This is a genomic window from Ruegeria sp. BHSC276 (assembly GCF_059612945.1).
In genome coordinates, this window is sequence record NZ_JBXWRP010000011.1 from 39,364 (window position 1) to 54,494 (window position 15,131).

The following is a 15,131-nucleotide window of genomic DNA, read 5'->3' on the forward strand; positions in this document are numbered from 1 at the left end:
CATTTTTTTCTTGGGGCATCACGCGTTTTTTCGGATCAGATAGACTTGGTGATCGGGCATGTCCTGTCGCCCAACAAGTTCGTGACCGGATTCCGCGCAGAAATGCGGAACATCGACGACGGCGGCCGGATCATCGGCCAGCAGGCGCAGAATAGACCCCGCCGGCATGGATTTCAGCCTTTTGCGGGCTTTCAGAACGGGCAGGGGACACAAAAGGCCCAGCGCGTCAAGGGTTTCGGCTTCATGAGTCATGTGCCTCAGATATTTGCCGCGAAGCGCTCTGTCCAGCATGCAGCCACGAGGATGTGACCGAATGGCCCCGTGACGCGGCCGTTCGGATACCCTATCTGCAGTGTCATGTTCGGAATCGATATCATCGACGCGGGGCTGCTGCCCGCCATGTTCATCGCGCTGGTCGGCGGGTTGATCAGCTTTCTGTCGCCCTGCGTGTTGCCGATCGTGCCGCCCTATCTGGCCTATATGAGCGGCGTGACCATCCACGAGATGCAGGATCAGGCGCAGGCCCGGCGCAAGGCGACCCTGTCTGCGCTGTTCTTCGTGCTGGGGCTGTCGACGGTGTTCCTGCTGCTAGGCTTCACGGCCTCGGCCTTTGGCGCCTTCGTGCTGCAGAACCAGGAGCTGTTCGCTAAGGCCTCGGGTCTGGTGGTGATCGTTTTCGGCCTGCATTTCCTGAACGTGTTCCGCATTCCGATCCTGGACCGTGAGGCGCGGGTCGAGACCGGGGACGCAGGCGGATCGGTCTTCGGGGCTTACATCCTGGGGCTGGCCTTCGCATTCGGCTGGACCCCGTGCATCGGTCCCCAGCTGGGCGCGATCCTGTCGCTGGCCGCGTCCGAGGCCTCGGTAGCGCGGGGTACGCTGCTGCTGGGCGTCTACGCCGCAGGCCTGGGCATTCCGTTCCTGCTGGCGGCGATGTTCCTGAACCGGTCGATGTCGGTGATGAACAAGCTGAAGCCGCATATGGGCACGATCGAAAAGGTCATGGGTGGCCTGTTGCTGGTGGTCGGCATCATGCTGGTGACGGGCCTGTTCAGCCAGTTCAGTTGGTGGCTGCTGGAAACATTCCCGGCGCTGGCCACTCTGGGCTGACGCGGCGCCCGGCCGCGATGATCGGGCCTTACCTTGGCCACACCGCTGCGCTAACCTGCCTGCAACAAGGGCAGAGGCATGAGCAGTCAGGTTCCGCAATCTGGGGTACAACGACGCCGGGTGTTCTATATCCCCGGCTATGATCCGATCCATCCCCGCCGCTATCGCGAACTCTATCGGAAAGAAGGGCGCACGCAATCAGGGATTTCTGGGTATCAGTTGGAGGTCTCGGCCAAGACGGGCGATGGCCCCTATGGGTGGCTTGTCCGGTCGGTGCAGGACGGGGCCGAGGTGCAGACGGATGTCGAGGTTCTGGTCTGGTCCGACATCGTACGCGACAGCATGGACAGCTCGATCCCGGCGACCTATTGGCAATTGCTGCGCACGGCGTGGGTCTACATTTCGACCGGCACGCTGTGGCGGCTGATGGGCTTGCGCAAGGGCCCGGTGATCGCTGCGCTGTATCCAGTGGGGATGTTGCTGGTGCAACTGGCGGCGGCAGTGGCACTGGGATGGGGCCTCGTGGCGTTACTGTTCCCGTGGGTCGGGGTTTTGGCGCTTCCGCCAGCGCTGGCGCTTTTGGTGGTGGTCCTGCGCTGGTTTCGCAAGATCGACAACCGTCTGTTCGCCTATTACCTAATGCACGACTATGCCTATTCAGCGCGGCTGCGCGGGGAAACGCCGCCCGAGTCGCAGGCCCGGTTGGACGAATTCCGTGCCACTATCGCGGCGGCTCTGCATTCGCCGGTCGATGAGGTTCTGGTGGTAGGCCACAGTTCCGGCGCGCATCTGGGGGTTTCGGTTCTGGCCGACATGCTGCGGCGGGGCGATGTGCCGCCGGATGGCCCCGTCCTGTCCTTCCTGACATTGGGGCAGGTGGTGCCGATGGTGTCATTCCTGCCGCGGGCCGATCGGTTGCGGGCCGACCTGCAGCTGCTGTCGCAGACCGAGCAGTTGACATGGGTCGATGTCTCGGCGCCCGGGGATGGCTGCGCGTTTGCCTTGTGTGATCCGGTTGCGGTCAGCGGCGTTGCCGGGCCGGGCAAACGCTGGCCGCTGGTTTTGTCAGCCGCTTTCACGCAAACCCTGTCGCCCGAACGCTGGGGAGCTTTGCGCTGGCGGTTCTTCCGTCTGCATTTCCAGTATCTTTGCGCGTTCGACCGGCCGGGCGATTATGATTATTTCCGCATCACCGCCGGGCCGCAGACATTGGGCGCGCGGTTCGCCGGGCGTGCCCCGTCGAAGTCGCGGATCGAGCGGGCGGTGTCCAAATACCGAACGGTGCGCGCATGACCCCGCCCAAGCCGCCCGTCAGACCTGACAAGGTATCGCTGTGGCAATACCTGCGTCTGTTCCGGCGTGACATCCTGTCGGCCCAGCCGCAACGCCTGTACCGCGCCTGGATGGCCGAGTTCCGGACCCCATTCTTCCGGTCCTATCTGATCAACCAGCCCGAACTGATCGACCGGGTTCTGAAACACCGCCCCCAGGATTTCCCGAAATCCGGCCGGATCAGCGAAGGCCTGCGGCCCTTGTTGGGCCAATCAGTATTCCTGACCAATGGTGCGACCTGGGAGCGCCAGCGCCGCATCATCGACCCGGCCTTCGAGGGCGGACGGCTGAAGCAAACCTTTCCCGCGATGCTGGCCTCTGCCGAAGCTTGCGCCGAACGCCTGCGCGACAAGACAGGCGTACCGGTCGAGATCGAGGAGGTCACTAGCCATGCCGCCGCCGATGTGATCTTTCGGACCCTGTTCTCAGTGCCGATCGAGCACGAGATCGCCGCACAGGTGTTCGAGAAATTCCGCGCTTATCAGCGGCAGCAACCGCTGCTGAACCTTGCGGCTTTCGTGCCGCTGCCCGACTGGGTGCCCCGGTTCCACGCGCGCAAGACCCGCGGTGCGGCGGCCGAAATCCGCGCCTTGATCGCCCGCCTGACCCGCGAGCGGGCCGCGCAGATCGCCGCCGGCACTGCGCCCGACGATCTGGCCACCAAGATCATGACCACGCCCGACCCCCTGACCGGACAGTGTTTCAACACCGACGAGATGATCGACCAGGTCGCCATTTTCTTTCTGGCCGGGCACGAAACCAGCGCTTCGGCCTTGGCGTGGGCGTTGTACCTGATGGCCGCCTATCCCGACTGGCAGGAACGCGTGGCCGAGGAAGCTGGCGCGCAGGACAAAATCAGCTTTGCCAGCATGTCCATACTGCGCATCAGCCGCGATGTGTTCCGCGAGGCGCTGCGGCTCTATCCCCCGGTGCCGATGATGGTGCGCGAGGCCACATGCCCCGAACGCTTCCGCGACCGCGACGTGCCCAAGGGCGCGCAGATCGTACTCAGCCCATGGCATCTGCACCGCCATGAGCGGCTGTGGGAAGACCCCGACGGCTTTGACCCGGCCCGCTGGGCGACCGAAAACGGCAAAGCCTGCCAGCGTGCGGCGTTCATCCCGTTTTCGGCCGGGCCGCGCGTCTGCACCGGGGCGGGGTTTGCGATGGTTGAGGGGCCGTTGATCCTGTCGATCCTGCTGCGCCGGTACCGGTTCGAACCTGTTGAGGGCCGCACCCCGGTACCGGTGGCGCATCTGACGGTCCGGTCGCGCGACGGAATCTGGCTGCGCGTGGTTGAGCGCTAACAAACTATCATCGCCCCGCGCCATGCTGTATGCGATTGGAAAGGCGGAATCATTACTGAACGGGAAAGTGTTATGTCCAAGGCTGAACAGCGCGAACAGATGATCAACGGTGCGGGCTTCATCGCGGCTCTGGATCAGAGCGGCGGCTCGACGCCCAAGGCGCTGGCGCTGTACGGGGTGCAGCCGTCCGACTATGGCTCGGACGAGGAAATGTTTGCCGAGATCCAGAAGATGCGCGCCCGGATCATACTGGCCGATGACTTTACCCGCGACAAGGTGATCGGCGCGATCCTGTTCGAACGCACGCTGGGCGAGGAAATCGAGGGCCGCAAGGTGGCCGATTACCTGTGGTCGATCAAAGGCATCGTGCCGTTCCTCAAGATTGACAAAGGGCTGGAGGACACCGCCAACGGTGTACAGCTGATGAAGCCCATCCCGGGTCTGGCCGAGACGCTGGCCAAGGCCGAAGGCGTGTTCGGCACCAAGGAACGTTCGGTCATCCACGAGGCCAATGCCGAGGGCATCGCCGCCGTGGTGAAACAGCAATTCGACGTGGCCCGCGAGGTGATCGCCGCCGGCATGGTTCCGATCATCGAGCCCGAGGTGAACATCAAGTCGGACACCAAGGCCGAAGCCGAAGAGATCCTGCAAGCCGAAATCCTCAAGAACCTCGACGAGTTGGGCGAGGGGCAGGACGTCATGCTGAAGCTGACACTGCCCAGCAAGGCCAATCTGTATGACGAGGCCGCCGATCATCCGCGTGTTCTGCGGGTGGTGGCGCTGTCGGGCGGTTATTCGACCGACGAGGCCTGTGACCTGCTGGCGCAGAACGGCAAGATGATCGCCTCTTTCTCGCGTGCGCTGACCGAGGGGCTGTCGAAACAGCAGTCGGATGCCGAGTTCAACGCGGCCCTGGGCAGCAATATCGACAAGATCTACCGCGCCTCGGTCTGACGTCAGACCGGTTTGGTGAATGAGCGGCGCATCTGCGCCGCTTTTTCGCGCATGGCGCAGCCGCTGGCGTGGTCATTCACCAGCCCCATTGCCTGCATGAAGGCAAACACCGTGGTGGGGCCAACAAATTTCCACCCGCGCTTTTTCAGATCCTTGGACATGGCGACCGACTCGGGCGAAGTCGACGCCGTCTGCGGCGCAAGAGGGGTCTCGGGCTCGAACCTCCAGACATAGGCCGCCAGTGAGCCGGTTTCGGCCACCAGCTCCTGCGCGCGGCAGGCGTTGTTGATTACCGCCTCGATCTTGCCGCGATGGCGGATGATGCCGGCATCTTGCAGCAGGCGCTCGACATCCGCTTCAGAAAAGCCGGCCATCACGTTGAAATCAAATCCGGAAAAGGCTTTGCAGAAGTTTTCGCGCTTGGCCAGAATGATGCGCCAGCTGAGGCCGGATTGGAAGCTTTCAAGGCAGAGCTTTTCGAACAGGCGCTGGTCGTCATCCACCGGATAGCCCCATTCTTTGTCGTGATAGTCGAAAAACTCCGGCGCGGCCTGACACCAGCCGCATCGCGGTTGGCCATCCGGGCCGGTCACGAGATCGCGCATCAAGTGTACCCTTTTTGTTCACAATCAGCCTAGACACCGACGGGGATCAGATCAAGGGGTGCGATCGGATGACCGGTACCAGTTTAGAACAAAGACACGAATGGCCGACGCCAGGCCGGTCTCAGGGTCGCGCACGGCATCAATTTCCGAGGCCAAAACATTGATCGGCAAACCTTTTGCTTTGGCGATGTCCCGAAACGCCTGCCAGAACTCATCCTCGAGCGAGACCGAGGTACGGTGCCCCTGGAGGGTCAGCGAGCGTTTGACGGGCCGGCCGCTCATTCATCCAGCTCGTGATTTTCCAGATCTCCGCGAGCTTTGTCCGTACGGGCCTTGTCCAGCTGCTTTTCCGCTTTACTGCGCCCGAACGCCGCCGCGTTCCGGTCGGCGCGGGCCTTTTTCTCGGCCCGCGCCTTTTCCTTGCGATACCGGTTCAGATTGACCGGCTTGCCCATCAGTCCTTGGGCCCGATCATCTGCTCGGGGCGCACGACGGCGTCAAAGGTCGCTTCATCGACAAAGCCCAGCTTGATGGCCTCTTCCTTCAGCGTGGTGCCGTTCTTGTGCGCGGTTTTGGCGACCGTGGTGGCGTTGTCATAGCCGATGGTGGGGGCCAAGGCGGTCACCAGCATCAGCGATTCCTTCATCAGCTTGTCGATGCGCGCCTCGTTGGCCTTGATACCCAGCAGCATGCGCTCGGTGAAGCTGTCGGTCGCGTCGCCCAGCAGCTGGATCGACTGCAGCAGGTTGTAGGCCATCATCGGGTTGTAGACGTTCAGCTCGAAATGGCCCTGGCTGCCGGCGAACTTGATCGCGGCGTCGTTGCCCATGACGTGGGCCGCGACCTGGGTCAGCGCCTCGGCTTGGGTCGGGTTGACCTTGCCCGGCATGATCGACGAACCGGGCTCGTTTTCCGGCAGGATCAGTTCGCCTAGACCCGAGCGCGGCCCCGAGCCAAGGAAGCGGATGTCGTTGGCGATCTTGTAGCAGCTGCCCGCGACCGTGGCCAAAGTACCCGACAGGAATACCATCGCATCGTGGGCGGCCAACGCTTCGAACTTGTTGGGCGCGGTGACGAAGGGCAGGCCGGTGATTTCGGCCATGTTGGCCGCAACGGCCTCGGCCCAGCCTTTCTGGGTGTTCAGCCCGGTGCCCACGGCGGTGCCGCCCTGCGCCAGCTCGTAGATGCCGGGCATGGCGGCGTTCACACGGGCGATGCCCTGACGGATCTGGTGGGCGTAGCCGCTGAATTCCTGGCCCAGGGTCAGCGGGGTCGCGTCCTGGGTATGGGTGCGGCCGATCTTGATGATATACTTGAATTCTGCCGACTTCTGCTCTAGCCCGGCGGCCAGCTTTTCCAGCCCCGGCAGCAGAACGTCGTGCACGCTCATTGCGGTGGCGATGTGCATCGCGGTTGGGAAGGTGTCGTTCGACGACTGGCCCATGTTGCAGTGATCGTTCGGGTGCACCGGGTCCTTCGAACCGATCACGCCGCCCAGAATCTCGATCGCGCGGTTCGCGATGACCTCGTTGGCGTTCATGTTCGACTGGGTGCCCGAACCGGTCTGCCAGACGACCAGAGGGAAATTGTCGTCGAACTTGCCCTCGATCACCTCTCCGGCGGCCTGGATGATGGCGTCGGCGATTCGTGCGTCCAGCTTGCCCGTTGCCTTGTTCTGCATCGCGCAGGCCTTCTTGACCACGCCCAGCGCGCGGATGATGGCGACGGGCTGTTTCTCCCAGCCGATGGGGAAGTTCATGATCGAGCGCTGCGTCTGCGCCCCCCAGTACTTGTCGGCCGGAACCTCGAGCGGGCCAAAACTGTCGGATTCGGTGCGGGTCTGAGACATCTGTCACTCCGTCTGGTATGCAGTCGCATGCCGTTTAGCCGCAGCCACGCCGCGGCGCAATCGGCCAGTTGCGCGCACCTTAATCTGATGGGCAGAAAAGGTATAGCCGGGCGAGGTGCGTCATTTTTCTTTCGGGTGGTCGTCCCATCTGCCATTGTGCCGGTGGCCCGCGTGTCTAGAATGCGAAGGGCGGGAAACGGAGAGGTCGGGATGTTTCGTTTGGGGCTGAAAAAATCACAGTTTGCGCAGATGCGGGTTTGGGCGGCTGTCGTGGCGATGCTGATCGGAGTTCAGGCCGGCGCAGCGGATATCGGGCCCTTTGTCGGTGACTATGTCGGGTCGGCCCAGGTCGTGGATGCGGACGGAACCGCGACCCCGCGCGACATGAGCGTGCGCATCTCCGAAACCGATGACGGGTTCAATGTCAGTTGGACAACAGTGACATATAAGGCGGATGGCCGGGTGAAAGAGCAGTCGTTCTCGGTTGACTTCCGGCCGTCGGACCGCCCTCAGATCTATTCGGCGGCGATGAAACGCAACGTGTTCGGCCACGAAGTGCCGCTGGATCCAATGAAGGGTGAACCCTTCGTATGGGGCCGCATAGTCGGCGACACGCTGACCGTGTTTTCCCTGTTTATCGACCACGAAGGCGACTATGAACTGCAGCAATATGACCGAACGCTGGCCGAAGGCGGGCTGAACCTGTCCTTCTCGCGCTTCAGCGACGGGCGCGAGGCGCGGTCAGTGGATACGTTCCTGCGCAGGAAATAGCGTTTCAGCCCTACAATCGGCCGATCAGGGCTGTTTGCGGAAACTGTCCAACGATACGATGTCGGCGTCGTGGTGCGGCTTGTCCTCGGGCTCGACTTCGATCGAGTCCTCTTCGGTCGCCGCGATTTCCTCTTCGTCTTCTTCGGGGCCCTCGAAGCGCAGCCCGAATTCGACCGACGGGTCCACGAAGGTCTGGATTGCCGCAAAGGGGATATACAGCGGTTCGGGCGAATCTCCGAAATTCAGCGTGATGGCAAAGCCGTCGTCATCGACGCTCAGGTTTTCGAACCAATGCTGCACCACGATCGTCATTTCATCCGGGTAGCGCTGGCGCAACCAGTCGGCAATTTCAACACCGGGTGTGCGGGTGTCGAATGTGATGAAGAAATGATGCGCCCCGGGCAGCCCCGACTCCGAGACCCGTTGCAGAACGGTCTTGATCAGGCCGCGCATGGCGGTGTGCATTAGGTTGCCGTAGTCGATGCCTTGCGACATGTCTTGTCCTCGAAAGTGGTTGCCCCAAGCATAAGGGATTCGGGCGGAAACGAAAGGCCCGGCAGCGCCGGATTGTTCAAAGAAAATGCAGGGCCAAACCTGCTGCGGCCATGGCGGCCAACGCGACCCCGAAACCAGATTTCAGTCGGAATATCAACAGCCCGGCGGCAACTGTCAGTGCAAGCGCCTGAAAATTCAGGCTGGATGGAACGGGTATCGGGATTGAGATGGGGCCAAGGCCGTATCGGGCCACGTCTGCAAAAATCACGTTCAGCGCGAACCACACCGAAAGGTTGAGAATCACCCCGACGACAGCCGCCGAGATTGCGCTCAAGGCGCCGGACAAGCGCGGGTTCCGGGCGATGTGATCCAGATATGGGGCCGACAGGAAGATCCAAAGAAAGCAGGGGACGAAAGTCGCCCAAAGTGCGACCGCGCCTGCGGACAGGGCCAAACCGGGGCCACCGGCGATCTGACCGGTCAGCATGGCCACGAATTGCGTCACCAGGATCAGAGGCCCCGGAGTTGTCTCGGCTAGGCCCAGCGCATCGATCATCTGGTCGGCCGAGATCCAGCCATGCTGCGCCACCACCGTCTGGGTCATGTAGGACAGCACCGCGTAGGCGCCCCCAAAGCTGACAACCGCCAGTTTGGCAAAGAACCAGCCCAGATCGGCCAGCAGCGTCTGACCCGACGCCGTCAGCAGAGCCAGCGGCAAAAGCCAAAGCGTCATCCAGACCAAGGCGGTGCGTATCGCGTGCCTTTCCGCTGGGAGCCGACCCGGATCGGACGGCGGATGTGTCGTGCGGGACATAACGTACCCCCAACAACCGGCCGCCAGGACGATCAGCGGGAAGGGCAGGTTTAGTGCAAAAATGGCCAGAAAAGCCAGCCCCGCGATAACGCGAGACTGCAGCCCCGAGAGGGTCTTGCGCGACAGGTTGATCACGGCCTGCAGCACGATTGCAATGACGGTCGCCTTGACACCCAGAAAAGCCGCCTGGACAGGCGGCAGGTCGCCATAGGCGGCATAGAGCATCACCAGCGCAGCGATCACGATTGCGCCGGGCAAAACGAAAAGCGCGCCCGCGATCAGCCCGCCGGGCACGCCGCGCAGGCGCCAGCCGGCATATGTGGCCAGTTGCATCGCCTCGGGGCCGGGCAGCAGCATGCACAGCGACAGGGCGCGCAGAAATGTCGGCTCATCCAGCCAGGCACGGCGATCCACCAGTTCCCGGTGCATCAGCGAGATCTGGGCGGCCGGCCCACCAAAGGACAACACTCCGATACGGCCGAACACCCGGATAAGATCCGCGACCGAGGGGCTCATCCGCAGGCCATGACCGAGGCGACTGCCGGAGTGCCGAGGGTCGGCGTGCGCAGGCGCGTGTGCTCAACCAGAGGCCGCATGCCCGGCGGGGGAATTCGACCCTGCATTTGATAGTAATCCCCAAACACCGGCCCCGCCATGGAACACGCCCTTCCGCATTTCGAGATGTGGCAATCCGCGTCCTGCCTGGGCGGGAGCGTTGCAGGTCTCGGTCCTTGCTATGCGGGCTTTGCCTGTGCGGTCAAGAACCGGTCAGGCCCAATCGAGACGTTGTCCGGTCATGCATACGGGCAGCGTGTCCTGCGGAAACTGGCCTAGTTGTTCGAACAGCGACACGAAATCGAACTGATTGTAGGCTTCGACCATCTTGTCACCCTTGAACCGCGCCATGACCTGTCCGGTGACCTCAAGCGGCGCACCATTGTCGGCACGCGATGTCCGTACGTGCAGGACCGCCGAGGCCCAGTCGCCGCTCTCGATGATTTTCGGCAGGTCCACCTGAATGTCGCCCAGCACATGACGGAAGGCCATCACCAGATCGCGGAAATCGTCCACGCCGACCTGCATTTCCGGTATCAGCCCTTCGGCCATCGTTTCGGGCGCGAAATATTCGTCGATCGCGTCAACATTGCCTTTTTCCCAAACCTCCGAGTACCAGGCCCGAAGAATCTCTGCATGAGTCATCCCATCTCTCCTGTCTAGCTGAGGAGAGGCTGGCGCATAGAGGTGAAGAAACCCTGAACGCCGTCAGGATCTGGGCAAAAAACGCAGACAAATGGTTGGGAAAGTGCAGGTTTCTGTTGCCAGGTACCTGCGAACCCCGCCTTACGCGGCTAGGCGCAAGGACTTAAGTTTCGGTCTGGTTACTGCTTACGCAGCAACGGCAACCGGAGCACGATTGTCATTTGCAATTGTACTGTTTTCGCCGGTAACGGTGGCAGACAGCCGGGACAAAGCTAACCCCTTTAGACGTTCGTCGATCCTGTTTCGGCCCCATGATCCCCAAATGAAGGATATATGGTGGAGCCGCCGGGTACCGCCCCCGGGTCCGATCCGCTTATTACGAGCGCGTTTATGTCCATAGTCCCGAAGGACAGGACTTATATAGGTGAGGATTTTTGCGGATGCAAACCCCCAAGGCGCGGGATCATGGCGATTTTTTCAACCGATCACGCGGGCTTCGCCAGGTTGGCGGCGATCAGCCAGATTGCCAGCACCAGCTCGATACCACCGAAGGTCAACGCCTTGGCCAAGGGCGGATTGTCCAGCAGAACGGACACGAACCGACCCAGCGCCGCGCCCGCATAGATCACGCCCAACATCGCGTAGGCCATCGGGTGGTTCAGCCACAATACCGCGATTCCGGTCACGACGAACAGTCCGCCGACCGAGGCGCGCATTTCACTGAGGCCCATCGTGCTGTTGGTGGGCGCAAGGTCCAGCGAGGCTGCCGTCCAGGCCGGAGCCAGAAAGCCGAACAGGCCAAAGCCGATGGTCAGAAGGGCTGCGATGATGTTGAGTGTTCCGGTCATGGGGGCCTCGCGTTTCAAATGCCTGCCAATCGAACCTAATCTGTTTTGGGGCAGGGGGAAGACCTCAGATTGCGGCCCACAGGCCGAGCACGCCCACGAGGATCAGACTGAGCGCCCAGACCATTTCCAGGTTGAACCAGCTGCGCGAAAGGAATTGCAGGCCCAGCCAGCGATAGACCGCGAACGCCAGCGCGCCGCCACCCAGCATCATCGCGCCGGTATGGACCGCGGCCACCGTCAGAACCAGCAGGCCATTGGTGCCCATGATCTCTGACACGGCTCTGTGGCCGGTATCCAGCTCGTCCAGTCCGCACAGGCCCAGATAGATCGGCACAAGCATAAGCGCCGCACCATGCGCCAGCGCCACCAGAAAAGACCACAGTGCCAGCCTACTGGGCGGCACGCGCGCCAGGAACCGTGGATGCCGACGGGTGATCGCGATGTAGAGGCCCATGGCGATCACGATCAGGGCTGCTCCGATCCGGATTTCGCGCTGATAGTCTACGAGGATGGTCATCACCGCAAAGGGCAGCAGTACGCCCAGCATCGCCAAGAAATGCCCGCCCGCCAAGGCTGCTAACGCGCGCCACAAGGCGGATTGACGTTGCTCCATCAATGCAGCCGACACTGCCAGCGGCCAGCCCATGCCGGGGTTCAGCCCGTGATAGGCGCCGCTCAGCAAAACGGCCAGCCAGAGGCCGGCCGTCGATGTCATCAAGACGTCCAATTCAGACCGAAGGGTAGCAGAAACTGTCGGTGGAGCAGTCTCCCCCCTCAAGCCGGATCTGATGGGCGCGATAACCTTTGGGGAATTCGACCCAGAAGTTCCTGTCGAGCTTCAGGCCGCCTTTTTTGCCGACATCCGCCTTGACCATCGCCGCGCCGCGCTCGCCGGGGTAGAACTGATCATCCCAGGTGGAATAGAGCGAATTGGTCCAATAGACGCGTTTCCCGTCACGACTGATCTCGACCATTTGCGGGCCATAGCCAAAGTCCTTGCCGTTGGGGTGCTTGGTCTTCTTGACGATTCCGCCGATCTCGACCTTGTCGGCCAGTTTGGGCTTCATCGGGTCCGAGACATCGTATTGGTGCATTTCACCGGTACCCCAGCACGCGACGTAAAGGTATTTGTCATCCAGGCTCAGGTCGATGTCGGTGACCAGCGGCGGCACCGCCGAGAACCCTTTAAGAAGTTCGGGAAGATCAGCAGGATCAGCGGGTTGGGGGTCGATCGTAATGGTCTTTTTGGCGTGGAACTTGCCTTTCTTGTCGCGCCACCACGTAAAGATCGCGCCCTGCAGGTTGGTGGTGTCGACCACCACGCCGCAGAACCCGTATTCCTTGACAGGATCGTGCGCAGGCCGGATTTCCAGCGCCATCTGGTGGTTCTCGCCCAGGTCGATGGTCTGGATGTTGGTGCGGTCGCGCAGGTTCCAGAAATGGATCTGGTGGCCATATTTGTTCGACAGAAGGTCCTCGGGTAGCAGGCCGTTCTCGAATTGCGGCGGCAGGCCCCATTCGGAACTGACCATGTAGTCACGCGGCAGGTTCCACCAGAAATCATAATGCTTGTCCTGCACGCCGCGTTCGATCTCGTAACGCCCGATGATGTCGAAGGTTTCACAGTCCATGATGAAGATGCCCGGTGGACCGTCAGTGCCCTTTTCGCCGCCGCCGCCCAGGGTGCTGACATAGATGCCTTCGGGGCCGCAGTGGATCGTGTGCGGGCGGGAATATCCAGTTTTTGCAAAGACTTCCTCGGGTTCGATAATCTTGTGGATATAGGCCTGAAGCGGGTCCTTCACGTCGATGACATAGATTCGGCTCGAGCGGATACCGGGGATGATCAGGTACCGGCGCTCAAGGAAGGCGTGGCCGGTCAGCGGCGACAGGGCCGAGGAACAAGCGTTCCATCCGAAATGGTGAAACTCGTCGCCCTTGTTGGGCATCATCACCTTGTGAACGATCTTGCCGTAGTCGCCCGAAGTTGGGTCGACGTTTACAACGGCCAAACCGTCGGGCTGCGAGAAATCAGGGCTGAGCATCAGCGTGAAGGCAAGGGTCTCGGGCGGGGCCTCCATGGCCAGTTTGGCGGATGGATAAAATGTCGGATCCGGTCTTTTGTTCATAACGTCCTCCCGTAAGTCATTGAAAATCAATTTTATTGAGAGTGCCGGTCTTCCCGCCGGATGATGGTCTGCCTGCTCGAGTGTCCTTTCCGTTGATGTGATGCGTCAAGAATTATTCAAGCGGCGCTCAGGCCGGTTTCCGCCGACGTTCAGCCACGTCATGGGCAAGGTGGCGCGTGTAGGTTTCCAGCTCGACCAGCGCTGCGTCGACGGTCTCGGCGTCTTGCGCCTCCAGCGCGTCGGCGATCTTGCTGTGCAGGCGGATGATCTCCTCGCGCGAGCGGGCGGTAAAGGTGATCATGTTCATCAGGGGCTGCATCGCTTCGACCGCGCCGGCCAGTTGATAGGACAGGACAGGGTTGCCCGCACCATCGACCAGCGCCCGGTGAAAAGCCACGTCCGAGGCGCAGAAGGCCTCATCCGTCAAACCGGGTTGCGCCTGGCGGAAAATTTCCGCGCGCATGGTGGCCAGTTGATCTGCGGTGCGCCGCTGCGCCGACAGGGGCGCGCAGGCCCGTTCCAACGCATAGCGGGCCTCGCAGGCGGTGTCGAAGCTGACCTCGTTCATCGACAGCAGCAGCGTCGAAGTCGTGATCTGCTGGGAATAGGCGTCCTGGAAACTCAACCGGTTGACGAACGCACCTCCGGTCGCGCCGCGCTGGGTGCGGATCAACGACTGTGCCGCCAGCCGCTTCAGCGCCTCGCGCACGGTGGGACGCGACACCTGGAACTGATCCGCCAGCTCGGATTCCGAGGGCAGGCGTTCGTCCACGATCAGCTCTCCTGATACGATCGCATCGCGGATGGCCTGGGCGATCTGGGCGGAAAGGTCGGTGCTTTTCTGCGGGTCGATCTTCATCTTCTGGGGGTCACCGTGAAAAATTTATTTGTCTGACATTTAAAAGTCTGACATTTGAAAAGCAAGGAGTGAGTCGCAGGGAGGGCCGTGACCGTGGACCGGATAAGAGCCATGACAGCACCGCATTGGCTGGCCCTGTTCGCCGCGATCCTGTTGGCCTGGGGGGCGCTGTACCTGATGGCGGTGCCGGCCGAGATGCGCGCCCTTGGTGCGGTATACGGCGAGGATTTCTGGCGCAGCCTGTGCACGGTAACCCCTGATGCGGCAGGGCTGCTGAAGATGGTGGCCATGTGGGCGTTGATGTCGGCGGCGATGATGGCGCCGACGGCTTTGCCGGCCTTTGCCACCTATGACGACCTGTCCCACGCCGCGCAGGGCACAAGGTTCGGGCATTTGCTGGCGGGGTATCTGACGGTCTGGTTTGGCTTTTCCGTTCTGGCCGCGCTGGCGCAAATGGCGCTGTTCCGGGCGGGTGCGCTGAACGGGTTGGGCGAAAGCGTCTCGGGGCTGCTGTCCGCCGGCCTTCTGGCTGTCGCAGGCCTGTACCAGTTTTCGGCCATCAAAGAGGCCTGCCTGAGCAAGTGCCGCCATCCGCTGACCTTCTTCATCCAGCACTGGGAGGAAGGCCCCTGGCGCAACGGTCTGCGGTTGGGGCTGGTCTGCCTGGGCTGCTGCTGGGCGCTGATGCTGCTGGCCTTCGTGGGCGGCGTGATGAACCTGGCCTTCATGGGGCTGGCGACGCTGTTGATGGTTTTCGAGAAATTGCCCGACCTGGGCCGACTGGTGACCCGCCCGCTGGGCGTGGCGTTGCTGATCGGGGCCGCCTGGGTCGCGTTTACGACAGTCTGACAAGAGGAG

18 protein-coding genes and 1 other RNA gene are annotated in these 15,131 nt (G+C 62.0%); 6 read left to right on the forward strand and 13 right to left on the reverse strand.

The window, feature by feature from the left end; translation table 11 throughout:
- Window positions 1–18: 18 nt before the first annotated feature.
- Window positions 19–252 (reverse strand): sulfurtransferase TusA family protein, encoded by a 234-nt coding sequence (locus AC2FMD_RS16585; protein WP_496679907.1) that lies wholly within the window; start codon window positions 250–252, stop codon window positions 19–21.
- A 105-nt stretch (window positions 253–357) separates the two neighbouring features.
- On the opposite strand from AC2FMD_RS16585, the gene AC2FMD_RS16590 reads away from it, so the two are divergent.
- The 4 genes from AC2FMD_RS16590 (at window position 358) to AC2FMD_RS16605 (ending at window position 4,703) form a co-directional block, all read left to right on the forward strand.
- Complete coding sequence (locus AC2FMD_RS16590) at window positions 358–1,110, forward strand: cytochrome c biogenesis CcdA family protein (protein ID WP_496679909.1); 753 nt, start codon at window positions 358–360, stop codon at window positions 1,108–1,110.
- A gap of 78 nt (window positions 1,111–1,188) precedes the next feature.
- A complete protein-coding gene (locus AC2FMD_RS16595) occupies window positions 1,189–2,403 on the forward strand; it encodes a hypothetical protein (protein ID WP_496795254.1) in 1,215 nt (404 codons plus the stop codon).
- Entirely contained in the window at window positions 2,400–3,749 is a 1,350-nt protein-coding gene (locus AC2FMD_RS16600) for a cytochrome P450 (protein ID WP_496795255.1), read from the forward strand. The genes AC2FMD_RS16595 and AC2FMD_RS16600 overlap by 4 nt, the downstream gene beginning before the upstream one ends.
- A 72-nt stretch (window positions 3,750–3,821) precedes the next feature.
- Window positions 3,822–4,703, forward strand: a complete 882-nt coding sequence (locus tag AC2FMD_RS16605) for a fructose bisphosphate aldolase (protein WP_496741247.1) — start codon at window positions 3,822–3,824, stop codon at window positions 4,701–4,703.
- Between the two features lie 2 nt (window positions 4,704–4,705).
- Here AC2FMD_RS16605 and AC2FMD_RS16610 read toward each other — a convergent pair whose 3' ends face one another.
- From AC2FMD_RS16610 to fumC, 4 genes are read right to left on the reverse strand one after another with little or no spacing between them, the layout of a single operon-like run.
- Window positions 4,706–5,308, reverse strand: coding sequence for a DNA-3-methyladenine glycosylase I (locus AC2FMD_RS16610; RefSeq protein ID WP_496741245.1), 603 nt, complete (start codon window positions 5,306–5,308; stop codon window positions 4,706–4,708).
- Between the two features lie 51 nt (window positions 5,309–5,359).
- Window positions 5,360–5,590 (reverse strand): ribbon-helix-helix domain-containing protein, encoded by a 231-nt coding sequence (locus AC2FMD_RS16615; RefSeq protein ID WP_496711143.1) that lies wholly within the window; start codon window positions 5,588–5,590, stop codon window positions 5,360–5,362.
- The gene (locus tag AC2FMD_RS16620) at window positions 5,587–5,763 is read right to left on the reverse strand and encodes a DUF4169 family protein (protein WP_496741243.1); all 177 of its coding nucleotides are present in this window, start codon (window positions 5,761–5,763) and stop codon (window positions 5,587–5,589) included. Before AC2FMD_RS16620 ends, AC2FMD_RS16615 begins: the two co-directional genes overlap by 4 nt.
- Entirely contained in the window at window positions 5,763–7,157 is a 1,395-nt protein-coding gene (gene fumC / locus AC2FMD_RS16625; RefSeq protein WP_496741241.1) for a class II fumarate hydratase, read from the reverse strand. The genes AC2FMD_RS16620 and fumC overlap by 1 nt, the downstream gene beginning before the upstream one ends.
- 210 nt (window positions 7,158–7,367) lie before the next feature.
- On the opposite strand from fumC, the gene AC2FMD_RS16630 reads away from it, so the two are divergent.
- Window positions 7,368–7,928, forward strand: coding sequence for a hypothetical protein (locus tag AC2FMD_RS16630; RefSeq protein ID WP_496711141.1), 561 nt, complete (start codon window positions 7,368–7,370; stop codon window positions 7,926–7,928).
- Between the two features lie 24 nt (window positions 7,929–7,952).
- Here the strand turns inward: AC2FMD_RS16630 and AC2FMD_RS16635 are convergent, their stop codons facing one another.
- The 8 genes from AC2FMD_RS16635 to AC2FMD_RS16670 all read right to left on the reverse strand — a co-directional run bounded on the left by AC2FMD_RS16635 (window position 7,953) and on the right by AC2FMD_RS16670 (window position 14,273).
- Window positions 7,953–8,423, reverse strand: a complete 471-nt coding sequence (locus AC2FMD_RS16635) for an SspB family protein (protein ID WP_496679924.1) — start codon at window positions 8,421–8,423, stop codon at window positions 7,953–7,955.
- A gap of 76 nt (window positions 8,424–8,499) precedes the next feature.
- Complete coding sequence (gene chrA, locus AC2FMD_RS16640; RefSeq protein ID WP_496741239.1) at window positions 8,500–9,753, reverse strand: chromate efflux transporter; 1,254 nt, start codon at window positions 9,751–9,753, stop codon at window positions 8,500–8,502.
- A 252-nt stretch (window positions 9,754–10,005) separates the two neighbouring features.
- Window positions 10,006–10,437, reverse strand: coding sequence for an ester cyclase (locus AC2FMD_RS16645; RefSeq protein ID WP_496688325.1), 432 nt, complete (start codon window positions 10,435–10,437; stop codon window positions 10,006–10,008).
- A 102-nt stretch (window positions 10,438–10,539) separates the two neighbouring features.
- Window positions 10,540–10,887, reverse strand: a transfer-messenger RNA (tmRNA) gene (gene ssrA / locus AC2FMD_RS16650).
- A gap of 35 nt (window positions 10,888–10,922) precedes the next feature.
- A complete protein-coding gene (locus AC2FMD_RS16655) occupies window positions 10,923–11,285 on the reverse strand; it encodes a DUF4345 family protein (RefSeq protein ID WP_496711138.1) in 363 nt (120 codons plus the stop codon).
- A gap of 64 nt (window positions 11,286–11,349) precedes the next feature.
- Window positions 11,350–12,000 (reverse strand): hypothetical protein, encoded by a 651-nt coding sequence (locus AC2FMD_RS16660; protein ID WP_496679931.1) that lies wholly within the window; start codon window positions 11,998–12,000, stop codon window positions 11,350–11,352.
- A 13-nt stretch (window positions 12,001–12,013) separates the two neighbouring features.
- Entirely contained in the window at window positions 12,014–13,414 is a 1,401-nt protein-coding gene (locus AC2FMD_RS16665; RefSeq protein ID WP_496795256.1) for a selenium-binding protein SBP56-related protein, read from the reverse strand.
- A gap of 127 nt (window positions 13,415–13,541) precedes the next feature.
- Window positions 13,542–14,273: a FadR/GntR family transcriptional regulator gene (locus AC2FMD_RS16670; protein WP_496688332.1), complete on the reverse strand. Its 732-nt coding sequence runs from the start codon at window positions 14,271–14,273 to the stop codon at window positions 13,542–13,544.
- 111 nt (window positions 14,274–14,384) lie between these two features.
- Between AC2FMD_RS16670 and AC2FMD_RS16675 the strand changes: the two genes are divergently transcribed.
- Window positions 14,385–15,122: a DUF2182 domain-containing protein gene (locus tag AC2FMD_RS16675; protein WP_496795257.1), complete on the forward strand. Its 738-nt coding sequence runs from the start codon at window positions 14,385–14,387 to the stop codon at window positions 15,120–15,122.
- The last annotated feature ends 9 nt before the right edge of the window (window positions 15,123–15,131 follow it).